The sequence below is a fragment of the Pseudoxanthomonas sp. OG2 genome, assembly GCF_014192765.1.
Classification (GTDB): Bacteria; Pseudomonadota; Gammaproteobacteria; order Xanthomonadales; family Xanthomonadaceae; genus Pseudoxanthomonas_A; species Pseudoxanthomonas_A beigongshangi.
Genome location: NZ_JACHYM010000002.1, coordinates 36429 through 58194, shown reverse-complemented (window position 1 = coordinate 58194; position 21766 = coordinate 36429). Strand labels below are relative to the sequence as shown.

The 21766-nt window shown below is 66.9% G+C and carries 19 protein-coding genes; 10 read left to right on the top strand and 9 right to left on the bottom strand.

The window, feature by feature from the left end:
• Positions 1 to 192 precede the first annotated feature (192 nt).
• Positions 193 to 1884: a long-chain fatty acid--CoA ligase gene (locus FHW78_RS13345; RefSeq protein ID WP_183641525.1), complete on the bottom strand. Its 1692-nt coding sequence runs from the start codon at positions 1882 to 1884 to the stop codon at positions 193 to 195.
• Positions 1885 to 2016: 132 nt separating this feature from the next.
• Between FHW78_RS13345 and FHW78_RS13340 the strand changes: the two genes are divergently transcribed.
• The gene (locus tag FHW78_RS13340) at positions 2017 to 2469 is read left to right on the top strand and encodes a nuclear transport factor 2 family protein (protein ID WP_225562227.1); all 453 of its coding nucleotides are present in this window, start codon (positions 2017 to 2019) and stop codon (positions 2467 to 2469) included.
• Between the two features lie 10 nt (positions 2470 to 2479).
• Here FHW78_RS13340 and FHW78_RS13335 read toward each other — a convergent pair whose 3' ends face one another.
• The 3 genes from FHW78_RS13335 to FHW78_RS13325 all read right to left on the bottom strand — a co-directional run bounded on the left by FHW78_RS13335 (position 2480) and on the right by FHW78_RS13325 (position 7491).
• Positions 2480 to 2920: a hypothetical protein gene (locus tag FHW78_RS13335; protein ID WP_183641523.1), complete on the bottom strand. Its 441-nt coding sequence runs from the start codon at positions 2918 to 2920 to the stop codon at positions 2480 to 2482.
• Between the two features lie 698 nt (positions 2921 to 3618).
• Positions 3619 to 6378 (bottom strand): aconitate hydratase AcnA, encoded by a 2760-nt coding sequence (gene acnA / locus FHW78_RS13330; RefSeq protein WP_183641521.1) that lies wholly within the window; start codon positions 6376 to 6378, stop codon positions 3619 to 3621.
• A gap of 213 nt (positions 6379 to 6591) precedes the next feature.
• Entirely contained in the window at positions 6592 to 7491 is a 900-nt protein-coding gene (locus tag FHW78_RS13325; RefSeq protein ID WP_183641518.1) for a LysR family transcriptional regulator, read from the bottom strand.
• A gap of 91 nt (positions 7492 to 7582) precedes the next feature.
• Between FHW78_RS13325 and FHW78_RS13320 the strand changes: the two genes are divergently transcribed.
• From FHW78_RS13320 to acnB, 8 genes are all read left to right on the top strand, one after another.
• Positions 7583 to 8698, top strand: a complete 1116-nt coding sequence (locus tag FHW78_RS13320) for a 4-oxalomesaconate tautomerase (RefSeq protein WP_183641515.1) — start codon at positions 7583 to 7585, stop codon at positions 8696 to 8698.
• Between the two features lie 53 nt (positions 8699 to 8751).
• Positions 8752 to 9801: an ABC transporter substrate-binding protein gene (locus FHW78_RS13315; RefSeq protein WP_255443297.1), complete on the top strand. Its 1050-nt coding sequence runs from the start codon at positions 8752 to 8754 to the stop codon at positions 9799 to 9801.
• A 25-nt stretch (positions 9802 to 9826) separates the two neighbouring features.
• Positions 9827 to 10675 (top strand): ABC transporter ATP-binding protein, encoded by an 849-nt coding sequence (locus FHW78_RS13310; RefSeq protein WP_218533991.1) that lies wholly within the window; start codon positions 9827 to 9829, stop codon positions 10673 to 10675.
• Positions 10659 to 11432 carry an ABC transporter permease gene (locus FHW78_RS13305; protein ID WP_183641513.1) on the top strand — a complete coding sequence of 258 codons (774 nt, stop codon included), beginning with the start codon at positions 10659 to 10661 and terminating at the stop codon, positions 11430 to 11432. The genes FHW78_RS13310 and FHW78_RS13305 overlap by 17 nt, the downstream gene beginning before the upstream one ends.
• A gap of 99 nt (positions 11433 to 11531) precedes the next feature.
• Positions 11532 to 12974, top strand: coding sequence for a porin (locus tag FHW78_RS13300; RefSeq protein WP_183641510.1), 1443 nt, complete (start codon positions 11532 to 11534; stop codon positions 12972 to 12974).
• A 113-nt stretch (positions 12975 to 13087) separates the two neighbouring features.
• Positions 13088 to 13333: an AbrB/MazE/SpoVT family DNA-binding domain-containing protein gene (locus FHW78_RS13295; RefSeq protein WP_183641508.1), complete on the top strand. Its 246-nt coding sequence runs from the start codon at positions 13088 to 13090 to the stop codon at positions 13331 to 13333.
• A 10-nt stretch (positions 13334 to 13343) separates the two neighbouring features.
• Positions 13344 to 13748 (top strand): type II toxin-antitoxin system VapC family toxin, encoded by a 405-nt coding sequence (locus FHW78_RS13290; protein WP_141452957.1) that lies wholly within the window; start codon positions 13344 to 13346, stop codon positions 13746 to 13748.
• A gap of 46 nt (positions 13749 to 13794) precedes the next feature.
• Positions 13795 to 16398, top strand: a complete 2604-nt coding sequence (gene acnB, locus FHW78_RS13285; RefSeq protein WP_183641505.1) for a bifunctional aconitate hydratase 2/2-methylisocitrate dehydratase — start codon at positions 13795 to 13797, stop codon at positions 16396 to 16398.
• A 96-nt stretch (positions 16399 to 16494) separates the two neighbouring features.
• On the opposite strand, the gene FHW78_RS13280 is transcribed toward acnB, so the two are convergent.
• Complete coding sequence (locus tag FHW78_RS13280) at positions 16495 to 17337, bottom strand: LysR family transcriptional regulator (RefSeq protein ID WP_183641503.1); 843 nt, start codon at positions 17335 to 17337, stop codon at positions 16495 to 16497.
• Positions 17338 to 17485: 148 nt separating this feature from the next.
• Here FHW78_RS13280 and FHW78_RS13275 point away from each other — a divergent pair, with 148 nt between their 5' ends.
• Complete coding sequence (locus FHW78_RS13275) at positions 17486 to 18994, top strand: MFS transporter (RefSeq protein WP_183641501.1); 1509 nt, start codon at positions 17486 to 17488, stop codon at positions 18992 to 18994.
• Between the two features lie 29 nt (positions 18995 to 19023).
• Here the strand turns inward: FHW78_RS13275 and hflD are convergent, their stop codons facing one another.
• From hflD to FHW78_RS13255, 4 genes are read right to left on the bottom strand one after another with little or no spacing between them, the layout of a single operon-like run.
• Complete coding sequence (gene hflD, locus FHW78_RS13270; protein WP_183641499.1) at positions 19024 to 19635, bottom strand: high frequency lysogenization protein HflD; 612 nt, start codon at positions 19633 to 19635, stop codon at positions 19024 to 19026.
• The gene (gene mnmA, locus FHW78_RS13265) at positions 19632 to 20750 is read right to left on the bottom strand and encodes a tRNA 2-thiouridine(34) synthase MnmA (protein ID WP_183641498.1); all 1119 of its coding nucleotides are present in this window, start codon (positions 20748 to 20750) and stop codon (positions 19632 to 19634) included. The genes hflD and mnmA overlap by 4 nt, the downstream gene beginning before the upstream one ends.
• On the bottom strand, positions 20747 to 21211 hold the full coding sequence (locus tag FHW78_RS13260; RefSeq protein WP_183641496.1) for an NUDIX hydrolase: 465 nt from the start codon (positions 21209 to 21211) through the stop codon (positions 20747 to 20749). Before FHW78_RS13260 ends, mnmA begins: the two co-directional genes overlap by 4 nt.
• A 15-nt stretch (positions 21212 to 21226) precedes the next feature.
• On the bottom strand, positions 21227 to 21712 hold the full coding sequence (locus tag FHW78_RS13255) for a hypothetical protein (protein ID WP_183641493.1): 486 nt from the start codon (positions 21710 to 21712) through the stop codon (positions 21227 to 21229).
• Between the last annotated feature and the right edge of the window lie 54 nt (positions 21713 to 21766).

The window sequence follows — 21766 nt, the reverse complement described above, 5'->3', positions numbered from 1 at the left end:
GTATTGGGGACGTGCTGGGCACGGCGCGATGCTACACCTGAACGGATAGTGAAAAGACGACGCACACTGACTGACCGGTCGGGGACAGCATTTATCCCTTCCCATCGTTCATAAATGTGATGAAAATCTCAAATTTAACCCTAAAGTTTTGACGGACAAAAAGAAAGGCCGGCTTGCGCCGGCCTTCCGATTTCAGTGGGTGGCCCCGGTCTGGGGCGGCTCCCGGAGCTCCTTGCGGAGGATTTTCCCGACGTTGGTCTTCGGGAGCTCGGTCCGGAATTCGATGTAGCGGGGCTGCTTGTACCCGGTCAGGTTGTCCCGGCAGTACGCCTTGATCTTCTCTTCGGTCAGGGCCGGGTCCTTCTTGACCACGAATACCTTGACCGCCTCGCCCGAGCGTTCGTCCGGCACGCCGATGGCGGCCACTTCCAGCACGCCTTCCAGGCCGGCGATGACGTCCTCCACCTCGTTGGGGTACACGTTGAAGCCGGACACCAGGATCATGTCCTTCTTGCGATCGACGATATAGAAGAAGCCCTCGGCATCCATCTTGGCCATGTCGCCGGTATGCAGCCAGCCCTCGGCGTCGATGACCTTGGCGGTCTCCTCCGGACGCTGCCAGTAGCCGCGCATCACCTGCGGCCCCTTGATGCACAGTTCGCCGACCTCGCCGAGCGCGACCAGGTTGCCGTCGTCGTCCTTGAGGCAGGCGTCGGTGGAGGGGATGGGCAGGCCGATGGCGCCGTTGTAGTCCTTCAGATCCATCGGGTTGATGCAGGCCGCCGGCGCGGTTTCGGTCAGGCCATAGGCTTCCACCAGGGTGATCCCGGTGACCTTCTTCCAGCGATCGGCCACGGCGCGCTGCACCGCCATGCCGCCGCCGAGGGTCAGGTGCAGGCGCGAGAAATCGACCTGGTCGAAGCCGGGCGTGTTCAACAGGCCGTTGAACAGCGTGTTGACGCCGGTGATCGCGGTGAACTGGATCTTGCTGATCTCCTTGACGAAGTTCGGCATGTCGCGCGGGTTGGTGATCAGGTGGTTGGCCGCGCCGAATTTCATGAACACCAGGCAGTTCGCGGTGAGCGCGAAGATGTGGTAAAGCGGCAGCGCGGTGACGATCAGCTCGCCGTCGGCCTTGACGTCGCGGCCGATCCAGGCCGAAGCCTGCTGCATGTTGGCGACCATGTTGCGATGGGTCAGCATCGCGCCCTTGGCCACGCCGGTGGTGCCGCCGGTGTATTGCAGGAAGGCGATGTCTTCCGGTGCGATGTCGATATCGGGCAGGGCATGCAGGCGGCCCAGGGTCAGCGTGTCCTTGAAGCGGACCGTGCCGGCGATGTCGTAATCGGGCACCATCTTCTTGACGTACTTGAGCACGAAGTTGATCAGCGGTCCCTTCGGGAAGCCGAGCAGATCGCCCAGGCCGGTGGTGATTACCTGCTTGAGCGAGGCCAGTCCGGGAATGGCTTCCTGCACGGTCTTGCCGAAATTGTCCACGACCAGCAGCACGCTGGCGCCGGAATCGGACAACTGGTGGCGCAGTTCGCGCGGGGTGTACATCGGATTGACGTTGACCACCGTCAGGCCGGCACGCAGCACGCCGAAAATGGCGACCGGGTACTGCAGGCAGTTGGGCATCATGATCGCGACCCGATCACCCTTCTTCAGTTTCAGCTCGCCGAGCAGGTACGCGGCGAACTGCTTGCTGAGGGTGTCGATCTCGCCATAGGTCAGGCTCTTGCCGAAGTTCGAGAACGCCGGACGGTTGCGGTAGCGGTCGATGGCCGTCTCCAGCACCGAGACGATGGAGCGGTATTCATCCAGATCAATCTCGTGCGGAACGCCTTCCGGATAGCTCTTGAACCACGGACGGTCTTGACTCATCTTCTACTCCCTCCCCAGGGCCATGCTTCGGGTATGTTTGCAGTGTCGGCGCCTGCGCGCCGCGTGGGGTCCACGACAGGGAGCATACCGTTCCGGATGGAAAAGGCGAAGGGTGCGAAGGGCGTAATCCCGATGCTGCGGCGGCACGCTGCGTTGCCCGGATGGATCGGCGCGATGCTGGCGGTGATGCTGGTACTGGCCGGATGCAGCCGGAGCTCGCCGGAACAGCAACTGCGTGATCAGTTCGCGGCCTTGCAGCAGGCGGTCGAAGAGCGCCAGCCGGCCGAGGCGATGGACGGGGTCGCCGAAGATTTCTCCGGCCCGGCGGGCATGGATCGTGCTGCGTTGCACAACCTGCTGCGCGCGCAATTGCTGGCCCGAGACAGTATCGGGGTGACCACGGGGCCGCTGGAGGTCAGCCTGCAGGGCGACACCGCGACGATTCGTTTCGACGCACTGCTGACCGGTTCCGGTCGCGGGCGTTGGCTCCCCGACAGCGCCCAATCGTATCGGGTCACCACCGGTTGGCGCCGGAATGGCGACGACTGGCGGCTTTACTACGCGGAGTGGCAGGCGGGCCCGTGAACCTGCCGGGTCAGCGGCAGCGCAGGTAGGGGGAACCGGCCACCAGCGCACGATTGCGCGGCGACAGCGGCGGGCCACCGGCGTATCCCTCGTCGTGCGGCGTCAAGCTCAGCACCCCCGGCTTTTCGTCCGCGTTGAAGGTCATCAGCACCGGATAGGCGCCCTCGCGGCCGAACGGAAAGAACCACTGGCTGCTGCCTTCGTAGAAGTTGCCGCCGTAGCTGGCCGCGTACTCCAGTCGCGCCACCCGTTCGCTGCGTCCTTCGAGCTCGAAGACCATACCGCTGGCATCGACGGCGATCCGCGGTTGCCGTTGGCAATCGCCGCCCGGCGCGTAACGGCCATGCAGGTTCGGGAAATCCTTCATGCCGGTGATCTCGACAGCGTGTACGGCCGGGATGCAGGCGAGCGCCAGCGGCAGGAACCAGCCGGCCAACGATGGGGTACGCATGATGTTTCCCGGCGGACCGGCGAATCCGGTCCTGTCAACGGATGCCACGCCGAAGCCGCCCGGAACCGGCAACCGCCGGGCGGATCTTCCGTAAGTTGATCCTCACGCAGTCCTGGCGGTCACCCGCCTTGTCGGAAAAGACCCTGTCGCTGCAGGAGCGACGTCAGTCGCGACCGGGATGCCCATCCACCCGTACCCGTCGCGACTCACGTCGCTCCTACAGGGAAGACAGCGGCGTCCGCCCAAGTCACGCTTGCTTGAAACCAGAAACCGCTGTGCGGATGTGTCGGGACACGATTAGAAACCCAGGCAGATCTGGCTGCATCCCACCTTGTAGGAGCGACGTAAGTCGCGATAGCCGGCACGCAAAGCATCGCGACTCACGTCGCTCCCACAGAGAGAGACACCACCCCCGTAGGAGCGACGTAAGTCGCGACCGGAATACCCGCCAGCCTTTACCCGTCGCGACTCACGTCGCTCTTACAGGGAAGAGAATGACACCCGACGCTCGTGGGAGCATCGGGCGCCGTTTCGTTCAAGCCGCCTTGCGCGCCGCCAGCTGGCGGAGCACGTAGTGCAGCAGGCCACCGTGGCGGGCGAAACCGGCGCGTTTGCGAGCCATGGCTCGCGCGCCGGGAGAGCGCCCCGCGTGCTTCGCGGGGCGGGGCTTCCGTTGTTTCAGCGTCTGATCACGCCGCTCACGCCGCCTTGCGCGCCGCCAGCTGGCGGAGCACGTAGTGCAGCAGGCCACCATGGCGGAAGTACTCGACTTCCTTCGGCGTCAGCAGCAGCACCTTGACCTGGAAACGGATCTCCTGTCCGTCGGCGCGGCGCGCGGTGACGGTGGCCACCTTCGACGCGCCGTCCTGCAAACCGGCGATATCGAACACCTCCGAACCGTCCAGTCCTAGGGTCTGCGCGTTCTGCCCGTCGATGAACTGCAGCGGCAGCACGCCCATGCCGACCAGGTTGGAGCGGTGGATGCGCTCGAAACTCTCGGCGAACACCGCCTTCACGCCCAGCAGGTTGGTGCCCTTGGCCGCCCAATCGCGCGAGGAGCCGGTGCCGTATTCCTTGCCGGCCAGCACCACCAGCGGTACGCCATCGGCCTTGTACTTCATCGCCGCGTCGTAGATCGACAGCTTTTCCGGCGTCCCGCCGCCCGGCGGGTGGTACAGGGTGTTGCCGCCTTCCTCGCCGCCGAACATCAGGTTCTTGATGCGGATGTTGGCGAAGGTGCCGCGCACCATCACGTCGTCGTTGCCGCGGCGGCTGCCGTAGCTGTTGAAATCCACCGGCTGCACGCCGCGCGAGATCAGGAAACGACCCGCGGGCGAATCCTTCTTGATGTTGCCGGCCGGCGAGATGTGGTCGGTGGTGATCGAGTCGCCGAACAGGCCGAGCACGCGCGCGCCATGCACGTCGTCGATGCCGCCGGTCGCCATCGTCATGCCTTCGAAGTACGGCGGATTCTTGATGTAGGTCGAATCCGAATCCCAGGCGTACAGATCGCCATCGGGCGAAGCGATGGTGTTCCAGCGGGTATCGCCCTTGAACACGTCGGCGTAGTTCTTGGCGAACATCTCCGGCCCAATGGTGCGGGCGATGAAATCGCCGATCTCGCCGTTGCTGGGCCAGATGTCCTTCAGGTAGACCGGCTGGCCATCGTTGCCGGTGCCCAGCGGCTGGGTGGTCAGGTCGATGTCGGTGGTGCCGGCGATGGCGTAGGCGACCACCAGCGGCGGCGAGGCCAGGTAGTTCATCTTCACTTCCGGATGCACGCGGCCTTCGAAGTTGCGGTTGCCCGACAACACCGACGTCACCACCAGGTCGCCGGTGGCGATGCCCGCGCTGACTTCCACCGGCAACGGGCCGGAGTTGCCGATGCAGGTGGTGCAGCCGTAGCCGACCACGTAGAAGCCCAGCTTCTCCAGGTCATCCAGAACACCGGCCTTTTCCAGGTAGTCGGTGACCACGCGCGAGCCCGGTCCCAACGAGGTCTTGACCCACGGCTTGCGGTTCAGGCCCTTGGCCGCGGCGTTGCGGGCCAGCAGGCCGGCGCCGATCATCACCGCCGGATTGGACGTGTTGGTGCAGGACGTGATCGCGGCGATCACGACGGCGCCGTCCTTCAGCCGGACCTTCTGGCCTTCGGTCTCGATGTCGGCGTAACCGCGGCTCAGCGCCTCGTTGCCCACCGCCGAGCCGCCGCCCTCGGCGACGAAATCGGAGATCGCCTCGCTGCGCTTGTCGCGCGCCTCGGCGAACGGCTGCAGGTTGTCGCGGAAGTTCTGCTTCACGTCTTCCAGCAGCACGCGATCCTGCGGACGCTTGGGACCGGCCAGCGACGGCTTCACGTCGCCCATGTCCAGGTGCAGGGTCGCGCTGTACTGCGCATGCGGGCTGTCGGCGTCGTGCCACAGGCCCTGCGCCTTCGCATAGGCCTCGACCAGCGCGATCTGCGCCTCGCTGCGGCCGGACAGGCGCAGGTAGTTCAGCGACTCGGCGTCGATCGGGAAGATGCCGCAGGTGGCGCCGTACTCGGGCGCCATGTTGCCGATGGTGGCGCGGTCGGCCAGCGGCAGGTGCTGCAGGCCGTCGCCGTAGAACTCGACGAACTTGCCGACCACGCCCAGCTTGCGCAGCATCTGGGTGACGGTCAGCACCAGGTCCGTGGCGGTGGCGCCTTCGGGCAGCTTGCCGGTCAGCTTGAAGCCGACCACCTGCGGGATCAGCATCGAGGAGGGCTGGCCGAGCATGGCCGCCTCGGCCTCGATGCCGCCGACGCCCCAGCCCAGCACGCCGATGCCGTTGATCATCGTGGTGTGCGAGTCGGTGCCGAACACGGTGTCCGGATAGGCGAGGGTCTCGCCGTCCTTCTGCGCGGTCATCACCACCCGGGCGAGGTTCTCCAGGTTCACCTGGTGGACGATGCCGGTGTTGGGTGGCACCACCTTGAAGTTGTCGAACGCCTTCTGGCCCCAGCGCAGGAAGCTGTAGCGTTCCTTGTTGCGATCGAATTCGATCTTGCCGTTCAGATCCAGCGCGTCGGGCTTGCCGAACACGTCCACCTGGACCGAGTGGTCGATGACCAGTTCGGAGGGGATCAGCGGGTTGATCTGGTCGGGATTGCCGCCCAGCTTCACCACCGCGTCACGCATCGCGGCCAGATCGACCACGCAGGGCACGCCGGTGAAGTCCTGCAGGACCACGCGCGCCGGCATGAACGCGATTTCGGTGTCCGGCTCGCGGGTGGCATCCCATTTCGCGACCGCCTCGATGTGCTCGGGAGTCACGCTGACCCCGTCCTCGCAGCGCAGCAGGTTCTCCAGCAGGATCTTCATGGAGTAGGGCAGGCGGGCGATGTCGAAGCGCCGGCCCAGCGTAGGAAGGCTGAAGTAGGTATAGGACTGGCCGTTGACGTCGAGACGGCTGCGGGTGGAGAAAGAGTCGCTCATGCGGGGTGCTCCTTTGCGAATGCTGGCGATGGCAACGGCCATGGACCGAATGCTTGCGGGACGCAGGCGCCGGCGTGGGGAACCGCGGGCGGCACATGGCATTGTCCCCCAAATGGTGTTGCAGATGGAATCAGGCAAGGGCCGGCGGTGGATCGCAGTGTTGCCGGAAAGGGCTTGCCACGAGATCCGGGGCCGGAACGGGGCCCCGGATGTTCATCCTCCCTTCCAGAGGCGCTTGAGGGTATGCAGGAACTCCTCGGCCACCGGTGACAGCTGCGCGCCGCGGCGACGCACCACGCCGATCGTCCGCGAAACCACCGGATTGGCGAGCGGGCGCGTCACCAGGGTGGCATGTTCGCCGCGCGGCGTGGCCATCTTCGGCAATACCGAGATGCCGACGCCGGCTTCGACCAGCCCGAGCGAGGTGGACAGGTGGGTGACCTCGTAGAACCAGTTCAGCCGCAGGTTCTCGCGCGCCAGCGCGCCATCGAGCAGGGTGCGGTTGCCGCTGGTGCGGTGCACGGTGATGAGCCGGTGCGGCGCCAGGTCGCTCCAGCTCACCTTGCGCTTGCGGGCGAGCGGATGATCGCGCCGGCAGGCCAGCACGAACGGATCCTCCACCAGTGTGTCGAAAATCAGATCCGGATCCGAAGCCCCCATGAAGTTGATGCCGAACTCGACTTCACCGCGTTCCACCGATTGCAGACCCTCGGTGGCGGGAAGATCCAGGATGCGGAAGCGCACCTGCGGATGGTCCTGCTGGAAGCGCGCGATGACGCTGGGCAGGAAGTAGAACGCCGCGGTCGGCAGGCAGGCGATGGTGACCTGCCCGCCACGATGCTGGTCGCTGCCACGCAATGAAAACAGCGAGCCGTCGAACTCTTCGATGAGTCGCCTCACCAGCGGCAGCAGGTCCTGCCCGAGCGCTGTCGGCACGACATGGCGGGTGGTCCGCTCCAGCAAGGGGGCACCGACGTTCTGTTCGAGCTTCTGGATGCGCCGGCTGAGCGCGGGCTGGGAAAGATGCAGGGTTTCCGCGGCACGATGGAAGCTGCGGGTTTCGCTCACCAACAGGAATGCACGCAGGTCGAGGATTTCGCAATTGATGCTCATGGCCTATCAATAATCGAAAAATTTGCAATTCTCAAATCGGCCGTGCCCATGCCAGTATCGAATCATGTTCTTGAATTAATGTGATTTTTGCATGGATCCGGCCGTCGATTCGAATGACCTGCTCAGCCTGCCTTGCGTGCTCATGCGCGGCGGCACCTCGAAGGGGCCGTTCTTCCTCGCATCGGATCTGCCCACGGAACCGGCGCTGCGCGACCGCATCCTGCTGGCGGTGATGGGGGCCGGGCATCCACTGCAGATTGACGGCATCGGCGGCGGCAACGCGCTCTCCAGCAAGGTCGCCATCGTCGATCGCGCCAGTCGCCGGGATGCCGACGTCGATTACCTGTTCGCCCAGGTGGTGAATGACCGCCAGATCGTGGATACCAGTCCCAATTGCGGAAACATGCTCGCGGCGGTGGCGCCGTTCGCGATTGAAGCCGGTCTTGTGGCCGCCCGCCATCCCCAGACCCAGGTGTGCATCCACAACGTCAACACCGGCAAGCTGATCCGCGCCACCGTGCAGACCCCGCAGGGCAGGGTGTCCTATCGCGGCGACACCCGCATCGCCGGTGTGCCGGGGCAGGCCGCGCCGATCACGTTGTCGTTCCTGGACGCGGCGGGAACCCGCACCGGCGCGCTGTTGCCCACCGGCACGCCACGCGAACGGATCGACGGCGTGGATGTCAGTTGCGTGGACTGCGCGATTCCGATGGTGCTGATGCAGGCCTCGGACCTTGGCCTGTCGGGCGATGAATCGCCGGCGCGGTTGAATGCCGACGCAGCGCTGTTGCGCCGCCTGGAAGCCATCCGGATCGAGGCGGGCCGGCGGATGGGCATCGCCGACGCCGGCGAACGGGTGATTCCCAAGCCGGTGCTGCTGTCGCGTTCGGACTCCGGCGCCGCGCTGCGGGTGCGCTATTTCATGCCGCATCAATGCCACAGCGCATTGGCCATCACCGGTGGTGTCGGCATCGCGACCGCTACCGTGACCGACGGTACCGTCGCGCATGCGCTGGCGGGACGGAGGGAAACCGTCGGCCCGCTGCTGCTGGAACATCCGGGCGGATGCCTGGAAGTGACGCTGGAGCGCGACGCTCCGGACGCGCCCGTCGTGGCCAGCGTCGTGCGTACGGCGCGACGCCTGTTCGAGGGCCGCGTGTTCGCCAACGAGTCGCGCCGGGACGCGCGGCGCAGCCAGGCGGCCTGAGCCGGCCCGCGACGCGGCCACATTCCGATTCACCAACGCTCCGGGAGGGGAACATGTACAAGACAATGCTGGGTATCGGCGCGACGGCGCTGTTGCTGTTGGGTGGTTGCGGTGGCGCATCCGCGCCGGGAGGCGGGGCGGAAGGCGGCAGGCCGGCGCAGGGTGAGCAGGAAGTGCGCATCAGCGTCGGTTCCTACAACCTCAACAACCTGCCGTTCTTCATCGCCGACGCCCAGGGCTACTTCAAGGACGAGGGCCTGAAGGTGCGCACCGAGAACTTCGCCCAGGGCGGCTCCAAGGTGCTGCAGGCGCTGGTGGCCGGTTCCACCGACGTGGCGGTGGGTTTCTACGATCACACCATCCAGATGCAGGCCAAGGGCAAGTCGGTCACGGCCTTCGTATTGCTGTCGCGCAATTCCGGACTGGTGCTGGCCGGCGGCAACGACAGCCGTTTCGATCCGGCCAGGCCGGACACCATCCGTGGCGCGCGCGTGGGCATCACCGCGCCGGGGTCGTCCTCGGATTTCTTCGTCCGCTATTACCTGGAACGGCACGGCATCCCGGTGTCGGAAGTGTCGCTGATCGGCGTGGGTTCCGGCGCGGCGGCGGTGGCCGCGCTGCAGCAGGGCAAGGTCGACCTGCTGGTCAATTACGACCCGGCGGCGACCCTGATCCAGGAGCGCGGCATCGGCCGGATCCTCATCGACGCGCGCAGCGATGCGGGCGCGCGCGAGGTCTACGGCGGCCTCTATCCGACTTCGGTGCTGTACGCGCAGCAATCCTTCATCGATGCGAATCCCGAGGCCATCGGGAAGATCGTCCGCGCCGAACAGCGGGCCCTGAAGTTCATCGCCGAAAGCAGCGCCGACGCCATCGTCGCCGCGCTTCCCGACAGCTACGTCTCCGGCGATCGCGCCACCTATGCCAAGGCGGTGGAAGCGGCCCGCAGCATCTTCTCCGTCGACGGCCGCTTCACGGAAGCCGACATGGCCACGCCACTGGCCGTACTCTGCGAATTCAATCCCGATGTCGCCGCGGCCAAGGTCGATCTGGCGCGTACGTATACCAACCGATTCGTCGAGCAGGACTCGGCGAAACACTGACGATCTTGTCTGGGAGGGCAATGTCATGACAGCAATTGCACCGGCGCGTCCGCACCAGGACGCGCCAGCGGCGGCCATCGCGGTCGCCGAACCACCCCGCACGATGGTCGCGATCGAACGGATGACGATGGCGTTCGGCGACTTCGTGGCCGTGCGCGATGTCGACATCCGGGTCGGCGACGGCGAATTCCTGGCCATCGTCGGCCCCACGGGCTGCGGCAAGAGCACCATCCTCAATGCGGTGGCGGGCTTGCTGGCGCCGGCATCCGGCGGCGTGGCCATCGACGGGCGCGCGGTGGCCGGCGTGCAGGACAGCGTGGGCTACCTGTTCCAGCAGGATGCGCTGCTGCCGTGGAAGACCGCGCTGGAAAACGTCGAACTGGGCCTGCGTTTCCGCGGCGTGCACGCGGTCGAACGGGGCCGGCGCGCGCGCGATTGGCTGGCCAAGGTCGGACTGTCCGGTTTCGAAAACCGCTACCCGCACCAGCTTTCGGGCGGACAGCGCAAGCGCGTGCAGATGGCGCAGGCGCTGATCGTGAAGCCCAAGGTGATCCTGATGGACGAGCCGTTCTCGGCGCTGGACATCCATACCCGCCACCTCATGCAGAACGAACTGCTGCGCCTGTGGCAGGAGGATCGGCGCTCGGTGATCCTGATTACCCATGATCTGGAAGAAGCCATTGCCCTGGGCGATCGGGTGGTGGTGCTGGCGTCGGGGCCCGGGAGCCGGGTGGTGGAGAGTTTCCATGTGCCGCTGGAACGGCCGCGCAACGTGGCCGAGATCAAGCTGGATCCGCGCTTCACCGATCTGTATCGCGACATCTGGGCCTGCCTGCGGGGCGAAGTGGAGAAAAGCTATGCGTACGGGGACTGAGCGGCTGATCCAGGCCGCCCTGGTGGTGGTGGTGTTCGGGGGCTGGCAGGCCGGCGTGGCCACACGGGTCATCGACCCGTTCTTCTTCCCGGCGCCCTGGGACATCGTTGGACAGATGTACGAATGGTTGAGCGACACCGGCTTCTACAAGCACGTGTCGGTGACCCTGACCGAGACCGCGCTGGGCTATGTCATCGGCACCGTGCTGGGCGTGGTCGGCGGCGTCTGGCTGGGATTGAACCGGACCGCGGCGCGGATCCTCGATCCCTTCATCAAGAGCTTCAACGCGATTCCGCGCGTGGTGCTGGCGCCGATCTTCGTGCTGTGGCTGGGCCTGGGCCTGTGGTCGAAGGTGGCGCTGGCGGTGACGCTGGTGTTCTTCATCACCTTCTTCAATGCGATGCAGGGCGTGCGCGAGGTCAATCCCACCGTGCTGGCGAACGCGCGCATCCTCGGGGCCAGCCGGCGTGATCTGTTGCGCCATGTGTACTTTCCGGCCGCCGCGAGCTGGATCCTGTCCTCGCTGCGCACTTCCGTGGGTTTCGCGGTGGTGGGCGCGATCATCGGCGAGTATCTCGGTGCCTCGGCCGGACTGGGTTATCTGATCGCGCAGGCCGAAGGCAACTTCCACGCGGTCGGCGTGTTCGCCGGCATCGTCATCCTGGCGATGTTCGTCCTGGTGATCGATCGCATCCTCGATGTCGCCGAGAACCGGCTCATCACCTGGCGTCCCGACGCGCAGGGCGCGAACCGCTGACGTTTCCCGGCCCGTGCCGGTCCCGGCGCGGGTCTCTCATTCCCACCGTTGCCGGCGGCAGCCATGCCGAGGGTGGCGGCTTGCCTGGAGAAACCGACCATGACGAACCTTGTGGGCAATACCCGCCGGCTGGCGGCCGCGATCACGTTGGCCCTGACTGGAGCGCCATTGCTGGCGTGCGCGCAGGAAGCAGCCCGGCACCCGGGTTCCGCCGATGCATCGAACGTCGGACTGGTCCGCTTGATCGAGCAGCAATCGCAGCGCATCGCGACGCTGGAAGCGCGACTGGCCGCGCTTGAAGACGCAACGGGCGAGGGTACGCCAGCCGGACAGGCACAGGATGCCGGTTCCGTGGAGGCGCGACTGGCCACGCTCGAAGCCGACCAGGCGCGGCAACCGAAAGTGAGCTGGTCCAAGGGCGCTCCCGAATTCGCGAGCGCGGATGGCAAGGCGCGGTTTCGCCCGCGTGGCCGGTTCTTCGTCGATGCCTCCTCCACCGGCGGCTCCGATCACGCAGGGCGGAATCTGTCCGGTGCTGAAATCCGCTCCGCGCGTCTGGGCGTCGAAGGTCGCCATGGCTTGCTGGGCTACGTGGTGGAAGGGGAGTTCGCCGGCAACACGGTGGCGTGGAAGTCGGCGTATGCGGCCTTCGACCATCGCCTGTTCGGGCATGACGCCGAGTTTTCCGTCGGCCATCGCTTGAACGAGCGCGGCCTGGATGGCAGCAGCAGTACCGCCAACACCCCGTTCCAGAGCCGCAATCTGGTCGGTGCGGTGATCATGCCGCAGCGCGGTTCGTTCGGATTGGGAGTGATGCAGAAGATCCATGGCGCGAACTGGCATGCCGCGCTGCACGTCAGCGGCAACAGCCTGGATAACCCGGGCGACGGCAACGACGGACTGACCTACGCGCTGCGGGCGCACTGGAACCCGGTGCGCACGGACGCCGCCACCCTCCACCTGGGCGGCTGGGCCTTCCACGAGGAGATCCGCGGCACCGCGCGGGTGTTGCGCAGCGCGGCGGTCGCCGGCCCCTTCAACGATCAGGTGCGGATCGGCAGCGGGCGCGTGCAGGGGGCAGAGCGCGGCGACGGCCATGGACTGGAACTGGCCGGCTTTTCCGGGCCGTTCTGGGCCTATGCCGAATGGGGCCGGCGCGGCTTGAAGGGACGCGAGGCCAGTGGCGACTATCACCGGCATCACGACGCCCACGCGTTGTCGATGGGCTGGTTCCTGCGGGGCGCCGGTCCGGCGTACTCGGCCAAGGCGGGCACCTGGGGGCGGGTGAAGGTCGCCGATCCGGTCACCGCCGGAGGCGGGGGCGCGTGGGAGCTGAAGGCCCGCTACGAGGCGGCCGACTACCGGGATCTGCCCGGCGGCGGGCAGGGCAGTGGCTGGACCGTCGGCACCAACTGGTATCTGAACGACTGGAGCCGGGTGATGCTGGACGCGGTGCGCTGGCGCAGCGACAACCGTTCCGGTGCCTGGCCGGGCCTGGATCGGGGCTATACGGTCAATCTGAGGTTCCAACTGGCGTTCTGACCTCGCGGCGAGGGCCGTGTGACGGACTTCACGGCCCGTTTCCGTTGCCTGGGTCCGCTTGGGTATGCATCCGGAAGTATGTATAATTCGTGCATACTTTCCCGGAGCCGCCCATGGAAGCGACCGTCGCCGAGCGTGGCCAGATCACCCTGCCCAAGGCCGTGCGTGACGCCCTGGGCCTGACCAAGGGCAGCGTGCTCAAGGTCGAACTGGAAGGCAGCCGGATCATCCTGCGCAAGAGCGTGGACGATGCCATCTCGCGCGCCCGCGGCCGGTTCAAGCTGGACGGTTTCGACAGCACCGACGCGGCCATGCGCGCCCTGCGCGGCCACTCGCCCGGCGAGACGCCGGAACAGTGAGGCCGACGCGATGATCGCCCTGGATTCCTCCGTCCTCATCGACCTGCTGGCCGACGGTCCGCAGGCCGACGCCGCCGAGGCCTGCCTGCGGCAATGCCTGAGCGCCGGACCGGTGGTGATCTGCGAGGTCGCGCTGGCCGAAGTGTGCAGCGCGTTGCGCGATGGTTCCGAGGCGCTGGCGGTGCTGGAGGAGATGAGCATCCGTTTCAGCGCGCTGGAAGCCAAGTCGGCGCTGCGCGCCGGCGAGATGCAGCGCCGCCACCGCCAGCGCGACGGTGCCAGCCACCGTGCCGCGCCCGATTTCCTGATCGGCGCCCACGCGCTGCTCCAGTGCAATGGCCTGATCACCCGCGACGATCGGTTCTACCGCGAATACTTCAAGGGACTGAAGTTGATCGTTCCCGCCGCGGAATAAGTCCCACCCGTTGTTTCCCGTCACCTCACCGCATTCCGGAGTCACCATGTTGGAAGCCTATCGCCACCACGTAGCCGAGCGCGCCGCGCTGGGCATCCCGCCGCTGCCGCTGTCGGCCCAGCAGACCGCCGAGGTCATCGAACTGCTGAAGGCGCCGCCGGCCGGCGAGGGCGACTTCCTGCTGGACCTGATCACCCATCGCGTGCCCGCCGGCGTCGACGACGCCGCCAAGGTCAAGGCTTCCTACCTGGCCGCAGTCGCCTTCGGCAGCGAGCAATGCCCGCTGATCAGCCGCGAGCGCGCCACCGAACTGCTGGGCACCATGCTCGGCGGCTACAACATCCATCCGCTGGTGGAACTGCTGGACGACGCCTTGGTCGGCACCATCGCCGCCAACGCGCTCAAGCACACCCTGCTGATGTTCGACGCGTTCCACGACGTTCAGGAGAAGGCGCAGAAGGGCAACGCCAATGCCCAGTCGGTGCTGCAGAGCTGGGCCGACGCCGAATGGTTCACCAGCCGTCCGGAAGTGCCGCAGTCGCTGACCGTCACCGTGTTCAAGGTGCCGGGCGAGACCAACACCGACGACCTGTCGCCGGCGCCGGACGCGACCACCCGCCCGGACATCCCGATGCACGCGCTGGCGATGCTGAAGAACAAGCGCGACGGCGCACCCTTCACCCCGGAAGAAGACGGCAAGCGCGGCCCGATCGCGTTCATCCAGTCGCTGACCGAAAAGGGCCATCCGGTCGCCTACGTCGGCGACGTGGTCGGCACCGGCTCCAGCCGCAAGTCGGCCACCAACTCGGTGCTGTGGTGGACCGGCGAGGACATCCCGTTCATTCCGAACAAGCGTTTCGGCGGCGTCTGCCTGGGCAGCAAGATCGCCCCGATCTTCTACAACACGATGGAAGATGCCGGCGCGCTGCCGATCGAACTGGACGTGTCGAAGATGGACATGGGCGACGTGGTCGAGCTGCGTCCGTATGAAGGCAAGGCGCTGAAGAACGGCGAGGTGATCGCCGAGTTCCAGGTCAAGAGCGACGTGCTGTTCGACGAAGTGCGCGCCGGTGGCCGCATCCCGCTGATCATCGGCCGCGGCCTGACCGCCAAGGCGCGCGAGGCGCTGGGCCTGCCGGCATCGACCCTGTTCCGCCTGCCGCAGAACCCCGCCGACACCGGCAAGGGCTACACCCTGGCGCAGAAGATGGTCGGCCGCGCCTGCGGTCTGCCCGAAGTCAACGGCGTGCAGCCGGGCATCCGCCCGGGCACCTATTGCGAGCCGAAGATGACCTCGGTGGGTTCGCAGGACACCACCGGCCCGATGACCCGCGACGAACTGAAGGATCTGGCCTGCCTGGGCTTCTCCGCGGATCTGGTGATGCAGTCGTTCTGCCACACCGCCGCCTATCCGAAGCCGGTCGACGTCAAGACCCACCACGAACTGCCGGCCTTCATCAGCAACCGCGGCGGCATCTCGCTGCGTCCGGGCGACGGCGTGATCCACAGCTGGCTCAACCGCATGCTGCTGCCCGACACCGTCGGCACCGGCGGCGACTCGCACACCCGCTTCCCGGTGGGCATCTCATTCCCGGCTGGCTCGGGCCTGGTCGCCTTCGCCGCCGCCACCGGGGTGATGCCGCTGGACATGCCCGAGTCGGTGCTGGTCCGCTTCAAGGGCCAGATGCAGCCGGGCGTGACCCTGCGCGATCTGGTCAACGCGATTCCGCTGTACGCCATCAAGCAGGGCCTGCTGACGGTCGCCAAGCAGGGCAAGAAGAACATCTTCTCCGGCCGCATCCTGGAAATCGAAGGCCTGCCGGATCTGAAGGTCGAACAGGCGTTCGAACTGTCCGATGCCTCGGCCGAGCGCTCGGCCGCCGGCTGCACGGTGCACCTCAACAAGGAACCGATCATCGAGTACATCAACAGCAACATCACGCTGCTGAAGTGGATGATCGCCGAGGGTTACCAGGATCCACGCAGCCTGCAGCGCCGCATCAAGGCAATGGAAGCCTGGCTGGCCGACCCGCAACTGCTCAAGGGCGATGCCGACGCCGAGTACGCGGCGGTCATCGAAATCGACCTGGCCGACGTGCACGAGCCGATCGTGGCCTGCCCGAACGATCCGGACGACGTGAAGACCCTGTCGGAAGTGTCCGGCGCGGTCATCGACGAAGTGTTCATCGGTTCGTGCATGACCAACATCGGCCACTTCCGCGCCGCGTCCAAGCTGCTGGAAGGCAAGCGCGACATCCCGACCAAGCTGTGGGTCGCGCCGCCGACCAAGATGGATGCCGCCGAGCTGACCAAGGAAGGCCACTACGGCACTTTCGGCACCGCCGGCGCACGCATGGAAATGCCGGGCTGCTCGCTGTGCATGGGCAACCAGGCGCAGGTGAAGGAGGGCGCCACCGTGTTCTCCACCAGCACCCGCAACTTCCCCAACCGCCTGGGCAAGAACTCGAACGTCTACCTGGGTTCGGCGGAACTGGCGGCGATCTGCTCGCGCCTGGGCCGCATCCCGACCAAGGCCGAGTACATGGCCGACATCGGCGTCATCAACGCCAACGGCGATCAGATCTACCGCTACATGAACTTCGATCAGATCGCCGACTACAAGGACGTGGCGGACACCGTCGCCGCGTAAGCGGCCAGGTGGTGGTTGCCATGCGAAAACCCCGGCGAAAGCCGGGGTTTTTCGTTGCCGGGAAGGTGTCTTCCGCCACTGCGCATCGACGCGCGATCACGAATGGTCGCGCAGCAGCCGCACGAACTCCTCGTCCGCCGCGGTCTGCTCGCCGGGGCGGCGCACCAGCACGTACTCGGCCTTCGGCAATGCCGGCAGGCCCAGTTCGTCGTTGACGATCTTCAGGCCCGGCACCAGTTCGGTTTTCGTCATCACCGCCACGCCCAGCCCGGCCAGCGTCGCCGCGCGCAGGCCCTCGTTGCTGGCCGAGGTGAAGGTGAAATGCCAGGGCTGGGCGGCGCGCTCCAGCGCGGCCAGGCCAATCTGACGGCGCAGGCAGGGCGAGGGCGCGAACGCGAGCGGCAACGAATCGCCGGCGGGCGGCGCGAAGTTGTCCGCCGCACTCCAGACGAACTGGGTGCTGCGCAACAGCAGATCCTCATCCTGGCCCGGTTCGGCCAGCACCACCGCCATGTCGAGTTCGCCGGCGGCGACCATCGCGCGGAAATCCGGGCTGGAGGAGACATTCACCTCCAGCCGCACGCACGGATGGCTGCGCGCGAACTGGCCCAGCAGGGTGGGCAGGCGCGAACCCAGGTAGGTATCGGCCACGCCGAAGCGGATCACGCCGGACACCGGCGAGAGATGGAAGCGCCGGGTCAGCGCGTCGGACGCATCGAGGATGCGCTGGGCGTGGCTGAGGAATTCCTCGCCATCCTCGGTCAGGGTCAGGCGACGGGTGGTGCGGTGGAGCAGGGGACGCCCGACCTGTTCCTCCAGCCGGCGGATCTGGTGGCTGATCGCCGACTGGGTCAGGTGCAGGCGCTCGGCGGCGCGGGTGAACCCGCCGGTCTCGGTGACCGCGATGAAGGCGCGCAGCAGGGAGGGGTCGAAGTCCATGACTAACCAATGACGAAAATTACTGGATGGGAATAAATTAAATCATTTCCCTCATTTAATGGGGTTTCCGACAATGGCTCCACGTCCCGAGTGGCCGCTCCGCCTCCCTTTGTGGAGGCTGCCCGCGGCCCTGTCCACTGGAGCCCCCATGTCCGCTTCCCTGTCTTCCCGGAACAGGACGGCGCTGTTCGCCGTCTGCCTCGCCTCGCTGATGTTCGGCCTGGAAATCTCCAGCGTGCCGGTCATCCTGCCGACCCTGGAGCGGGTGCTGGGAGGCGATTTCCGGCAGATGCAGTGGGTGATGAATGCCTACACCATCGCCAGCACCACGGTACTGATGGCGGCCGGCGCGCTGGCCGACCGGTTCGGCCGCCGGCGGGTGTTCCTGATCAGCGGCCTGTTGTTCGGTGCCAGCTCGGTGATGTGCGGACTGGCGGGCGACGTGACGACGTTGATCGTGGCGCGCGCCCTGCAGGGCATGAGCGGCGGCGTGCTGCTGATCTGCATGCTGGCGATCCTTTCGCACCAGTTCCGTGATGGCCGCGAGCGCGGCAAGGCGTTCGCGGCATGGGGCGTGGTATTCGGTTTCGGGCTGGGCTTCGGACCGCTGATCGGTGGCGTGATCGTGGCCGTGTCCGACTGGACCTGGGTTTTCCTGGTGCACGGCCCGATCGCCGCGCTGACCCTGCTGCTGGTGCTGACGAGCGTGGAGGAATCGCGGGATCCGCAGGCACGCCGGCTCGACTGGGCCGGGATGGTGTCGCTGTCGCTGGCGGTGCTGGGCTTGGCGTTCTACCTGACCCAGGGCGGCGAGATGGGATTCGCGCGACCGGCATCGCTGGGCGTGCTGGCGGCGACCGTGTTCTTCCTGGCGATGTTCATCGTGGTGGAGCGGCGGGTGCCGCATCCGATGTTCGACTTCTCGGTGCTGCGCAACCGCGAGTTTTCGGGCGCTCTGCTGGGATCGATGGGCATGAACTTCAGTTTCTGGCCGCTGATGGTGTACCTGCCGCTGTACTTCCATGGCGTGCTCGGCCTGGGCGAACTGGCCTCGGGCGTGGCGCTGCTCGCGTATACCTTGCCCGCGCTGGTGTTCCCGCCGGTGGGCGAGCGCTTGTCGCTGCGTTACCGGCCCGGCCTGGTGATACCGGGCGGATTGTTCACCATCGGTGCCGGCTTCCTGCTGATGCACTGGGGCGTGGGCGCGAGCGAGCCGGGACTGTGGAGTGTGTTGCCGGGCGCACTGGTCGCCGGCATCGGCCTGGGCATCACCAACACGCCGGTCACCAACACCACCACCGGTTCGGTATCGCCGGATCGCGCCGGCATGGCATCGGGCCTGGACATGAGCGCGCGCCTGATCTCGCTGGCGGTCAACATCGCCCTGATGGGCCTGCTGCTGGTGCGCGGCGTGCAGTCGGGCCTGGGAGGGATGACTACTGACGCGGGCGAGGCGGCGAACCTGCGCGTGCTGGCCGAGCGGATCGCCGCGGGTGACGTGGCCGGGATTGCGGCGGCGCCGGCCGCGCTGGCGCACGGATTCGGCTGGATCACCCTGTATGGCGGGCTGAGCGTGTGCCTGCTCGCGTTCGCCAGCCTGGTGCTGTTCGGCGTGCCGGCCGCGGGACGGAACCGGCGGGCCACCTGCGCCGGCTGAGCCGGCGGCCTGCCCCGTTCAACCAGCCCTCAGTTCAACCAGCCGTCGACGGCCGCGGCCATCGCGCGGCGCGAGAACAGGAAGTCCCAGTAGCTGCCGCCCAGTTGCCGCCACAGCACCGCCGCGCGCACCGCCGCCAGCAGGATCGCGCGGATTTCGGCGACCACGCCGGGCTGGCCGAGGTAATGCGGATTGCCCTGGACCATCACCCGCGGGCGCAACTGGCTGAGGGTTTCGGCGTAGAGGTTGCCGAGCGCGGCGATCACTTCCGGGTGGGTGCTGCCGAGCTGGCCGGATTGCGGGGACAGCTTCTCCACGCCCTGTCCGATCGCATCGATCAGATCGTTGCGGCGGATGAAGCGACGCTCCAGCTGCAGCACCGCCATGCCCAGGCGGGGCAGGGTGTCTTCCTTGTTCTCGCCGGTCAGGTAACCGCGCAGCAGGCGCAGGCCGGGATTCAGTTCGGAGGCGCGGCCAAACACGCCCGCCGTGTCGACGGCGTCCAGGCGGAACACGCTGTCCAGCGCGGTCTGCACCACGGCGGCTTCGGAATGGCCGGTCTCGGCAATGCGGCGGACCTGGTGCAGCGCCTGCGCCAGTCCGGCCAGGGCCAGGACACGTTCGGAAAACTGGTTGCTCAAGCCGCTTGCTCCGCGATTCTTCGTTCCAGGGGGGCGTCGGTGGCGGCGATGACCGCGCCGCCGAGGCAGACGTCGCCGTCATACAGCACCACCGACTGGCCGGGCGTGACCGCACGCTGCGGCCGCGCGAACGCGACCTCCAGCCGGCCATCGTCGGCGACCGTCACCGAGCAGGGCTCGTCGGCCTGGCGGTAGCGTGTCTGCGCGGTGCACTCGAAGCGCGTGGACGGCGCACCGCCGGTGGTCCAGTGGGCCGGCTCGGACCACAGCCGGTTCGATTGCAGGTAGGGACTCAGGGTGTCCTGGTCCACGTACAGGATGTTGTTGGCCACGTCCTTGCCGACCACGTACCAGGGCGCGGCGGGACGCCCGCGCACGCCGCCGATCTGCAGGCCCTCGCGCTGGCCGAGGGTGAAATAGAACACCCCCGGATGCTCGCCGATGCGCTGCCCCTGCGGATCCCGCATCTCGCCGCGGCGGGCGGGCAGGTAGCGGCCGAGGAACTCGCGGAAATCGCGCTCGCCGATGAAGCAGATGCCGGTGGAATCCTTCTTGTCGTGGGTCGGCAGGCCGGCCTCGCGTGCGACCGCGCGCAGATCCTGCTTCTGCATTTCCCCGATCGGGAACAGGGTCACCGACAACTGTTCCTGGCCCAACTGGTGCAGGAAGTAGCTCTGGTCCTTGCCGCGGTCGATGCCGCGCAGCAACTGCCAACGTCCGCCATGGAAACCGATGCGCGCGTAGTGGCCGGTGGCGATCTTCTCGGCGCCCAGTTCGCGCGCAGCATCGAGGAAATGCTTGAACTTGACCTCGCGGTTGCACAGCACATCCGGATTGGGTGTGCGGCCGGCGGCGTATTCGGCGAGGAAATGTTCGAACACGCCCTGCCAGTACTCGGCGGAGAAATCGCGGAAATGAAACGGAATCCCGAGCCGGCCGCACACGGCCACCGCGTCGCGGCGATCATCCTCGGCCCGGCATTCGCCGCTGCCGTCGTCGGCCCAGTTCTGCATGAACAGTCCGGCCACGGATTCACCGGTCTGGACCAGGCGCAGCGCCGCCACCGACGAGTCGACCCCGCCCGAGACCCCGACGATGACGCGCGGCGTGCTCATGCCAGGTGGTGGAGCATGTCCAGCGGGTAGCGGCGGCCGCCCAGGTAATCCTCGACCGCCTGCCACACCAGCGGACTGCGATGGCGCGCCTGCGCCTGTTGCAGCTCGGCCGGGGTCAGCCAGTGGGTCTGGACGATGCCTTCGTCCAGCGCGCGCTCCGGATCGTGGCGCACCGGCTCGGCGGCGAAGGCGAAGCGCAGGTAGTGGCGGCCGGTTTCGGTGGCCTTCCACTGGTAGGCGCCGACGAACGCGGTCAGGCGCACGTCCCAGCCGGTTTCCTCGCGGGTCTCGCGCAGGGCGGCGTCGAGCAGGGTCTCGTCCGGTTCCAGGTGGCCGGCGGGCTGGTTGAACACCAGCCGGCCCTGGGCGCGTTCCTCGACCATGAGCAGGCGGCCGTCACGCACCACGATGGTGGCGACGGTCACGTCGGGTTGCCAGAACCGGCCTTCGCGATAGCTCATGGGCGCATCCCGGAATCAATAGTCGTCGGAAGCCGGATCTTCGGCCAGTTCGACTTCCATCGCGTCGGCCGAAACGGCGGCGGCGGAAATGGCGTCTTCCAGCAGTTCGGTGCTGGCGTCGGCCGGCAGCTTGACCACGTAGACGGCGCTGCGATCCTGCTTGACCCAGGAACCGAGGATCAGCGCGTTGGAAGCGTCCAGCAGGCGGTTGGCGACCACCGCCGGCAGCGATTCGCTCGGCGACTGGTAGGCATACGACCACAGCTCGCGGACCCGGTGCTTGCCGTAGGTCTCCACGGTCGAGCGGATATAGACGATCTGGCTGCGCTCGTCGTTGTCGCCGGTGGCCATCAGCAGCTTGTAGTCGCCATCCTCGTCCACCTCGTACTCGTAGCCGAGCCCCTTGAGTTGCTTGGCGATGGCCGGATCGGCATCGGCGGCGTGCGCGGCGGGCAGGCCCGCGACGGCGGCGAGGACGAGGGCAAGGGCGGCGTATTTCATCAGCGGGCAGTCCATTGGGGGAAAGGGGTTAATTGTGCGTGCAAGCTCGTTGGG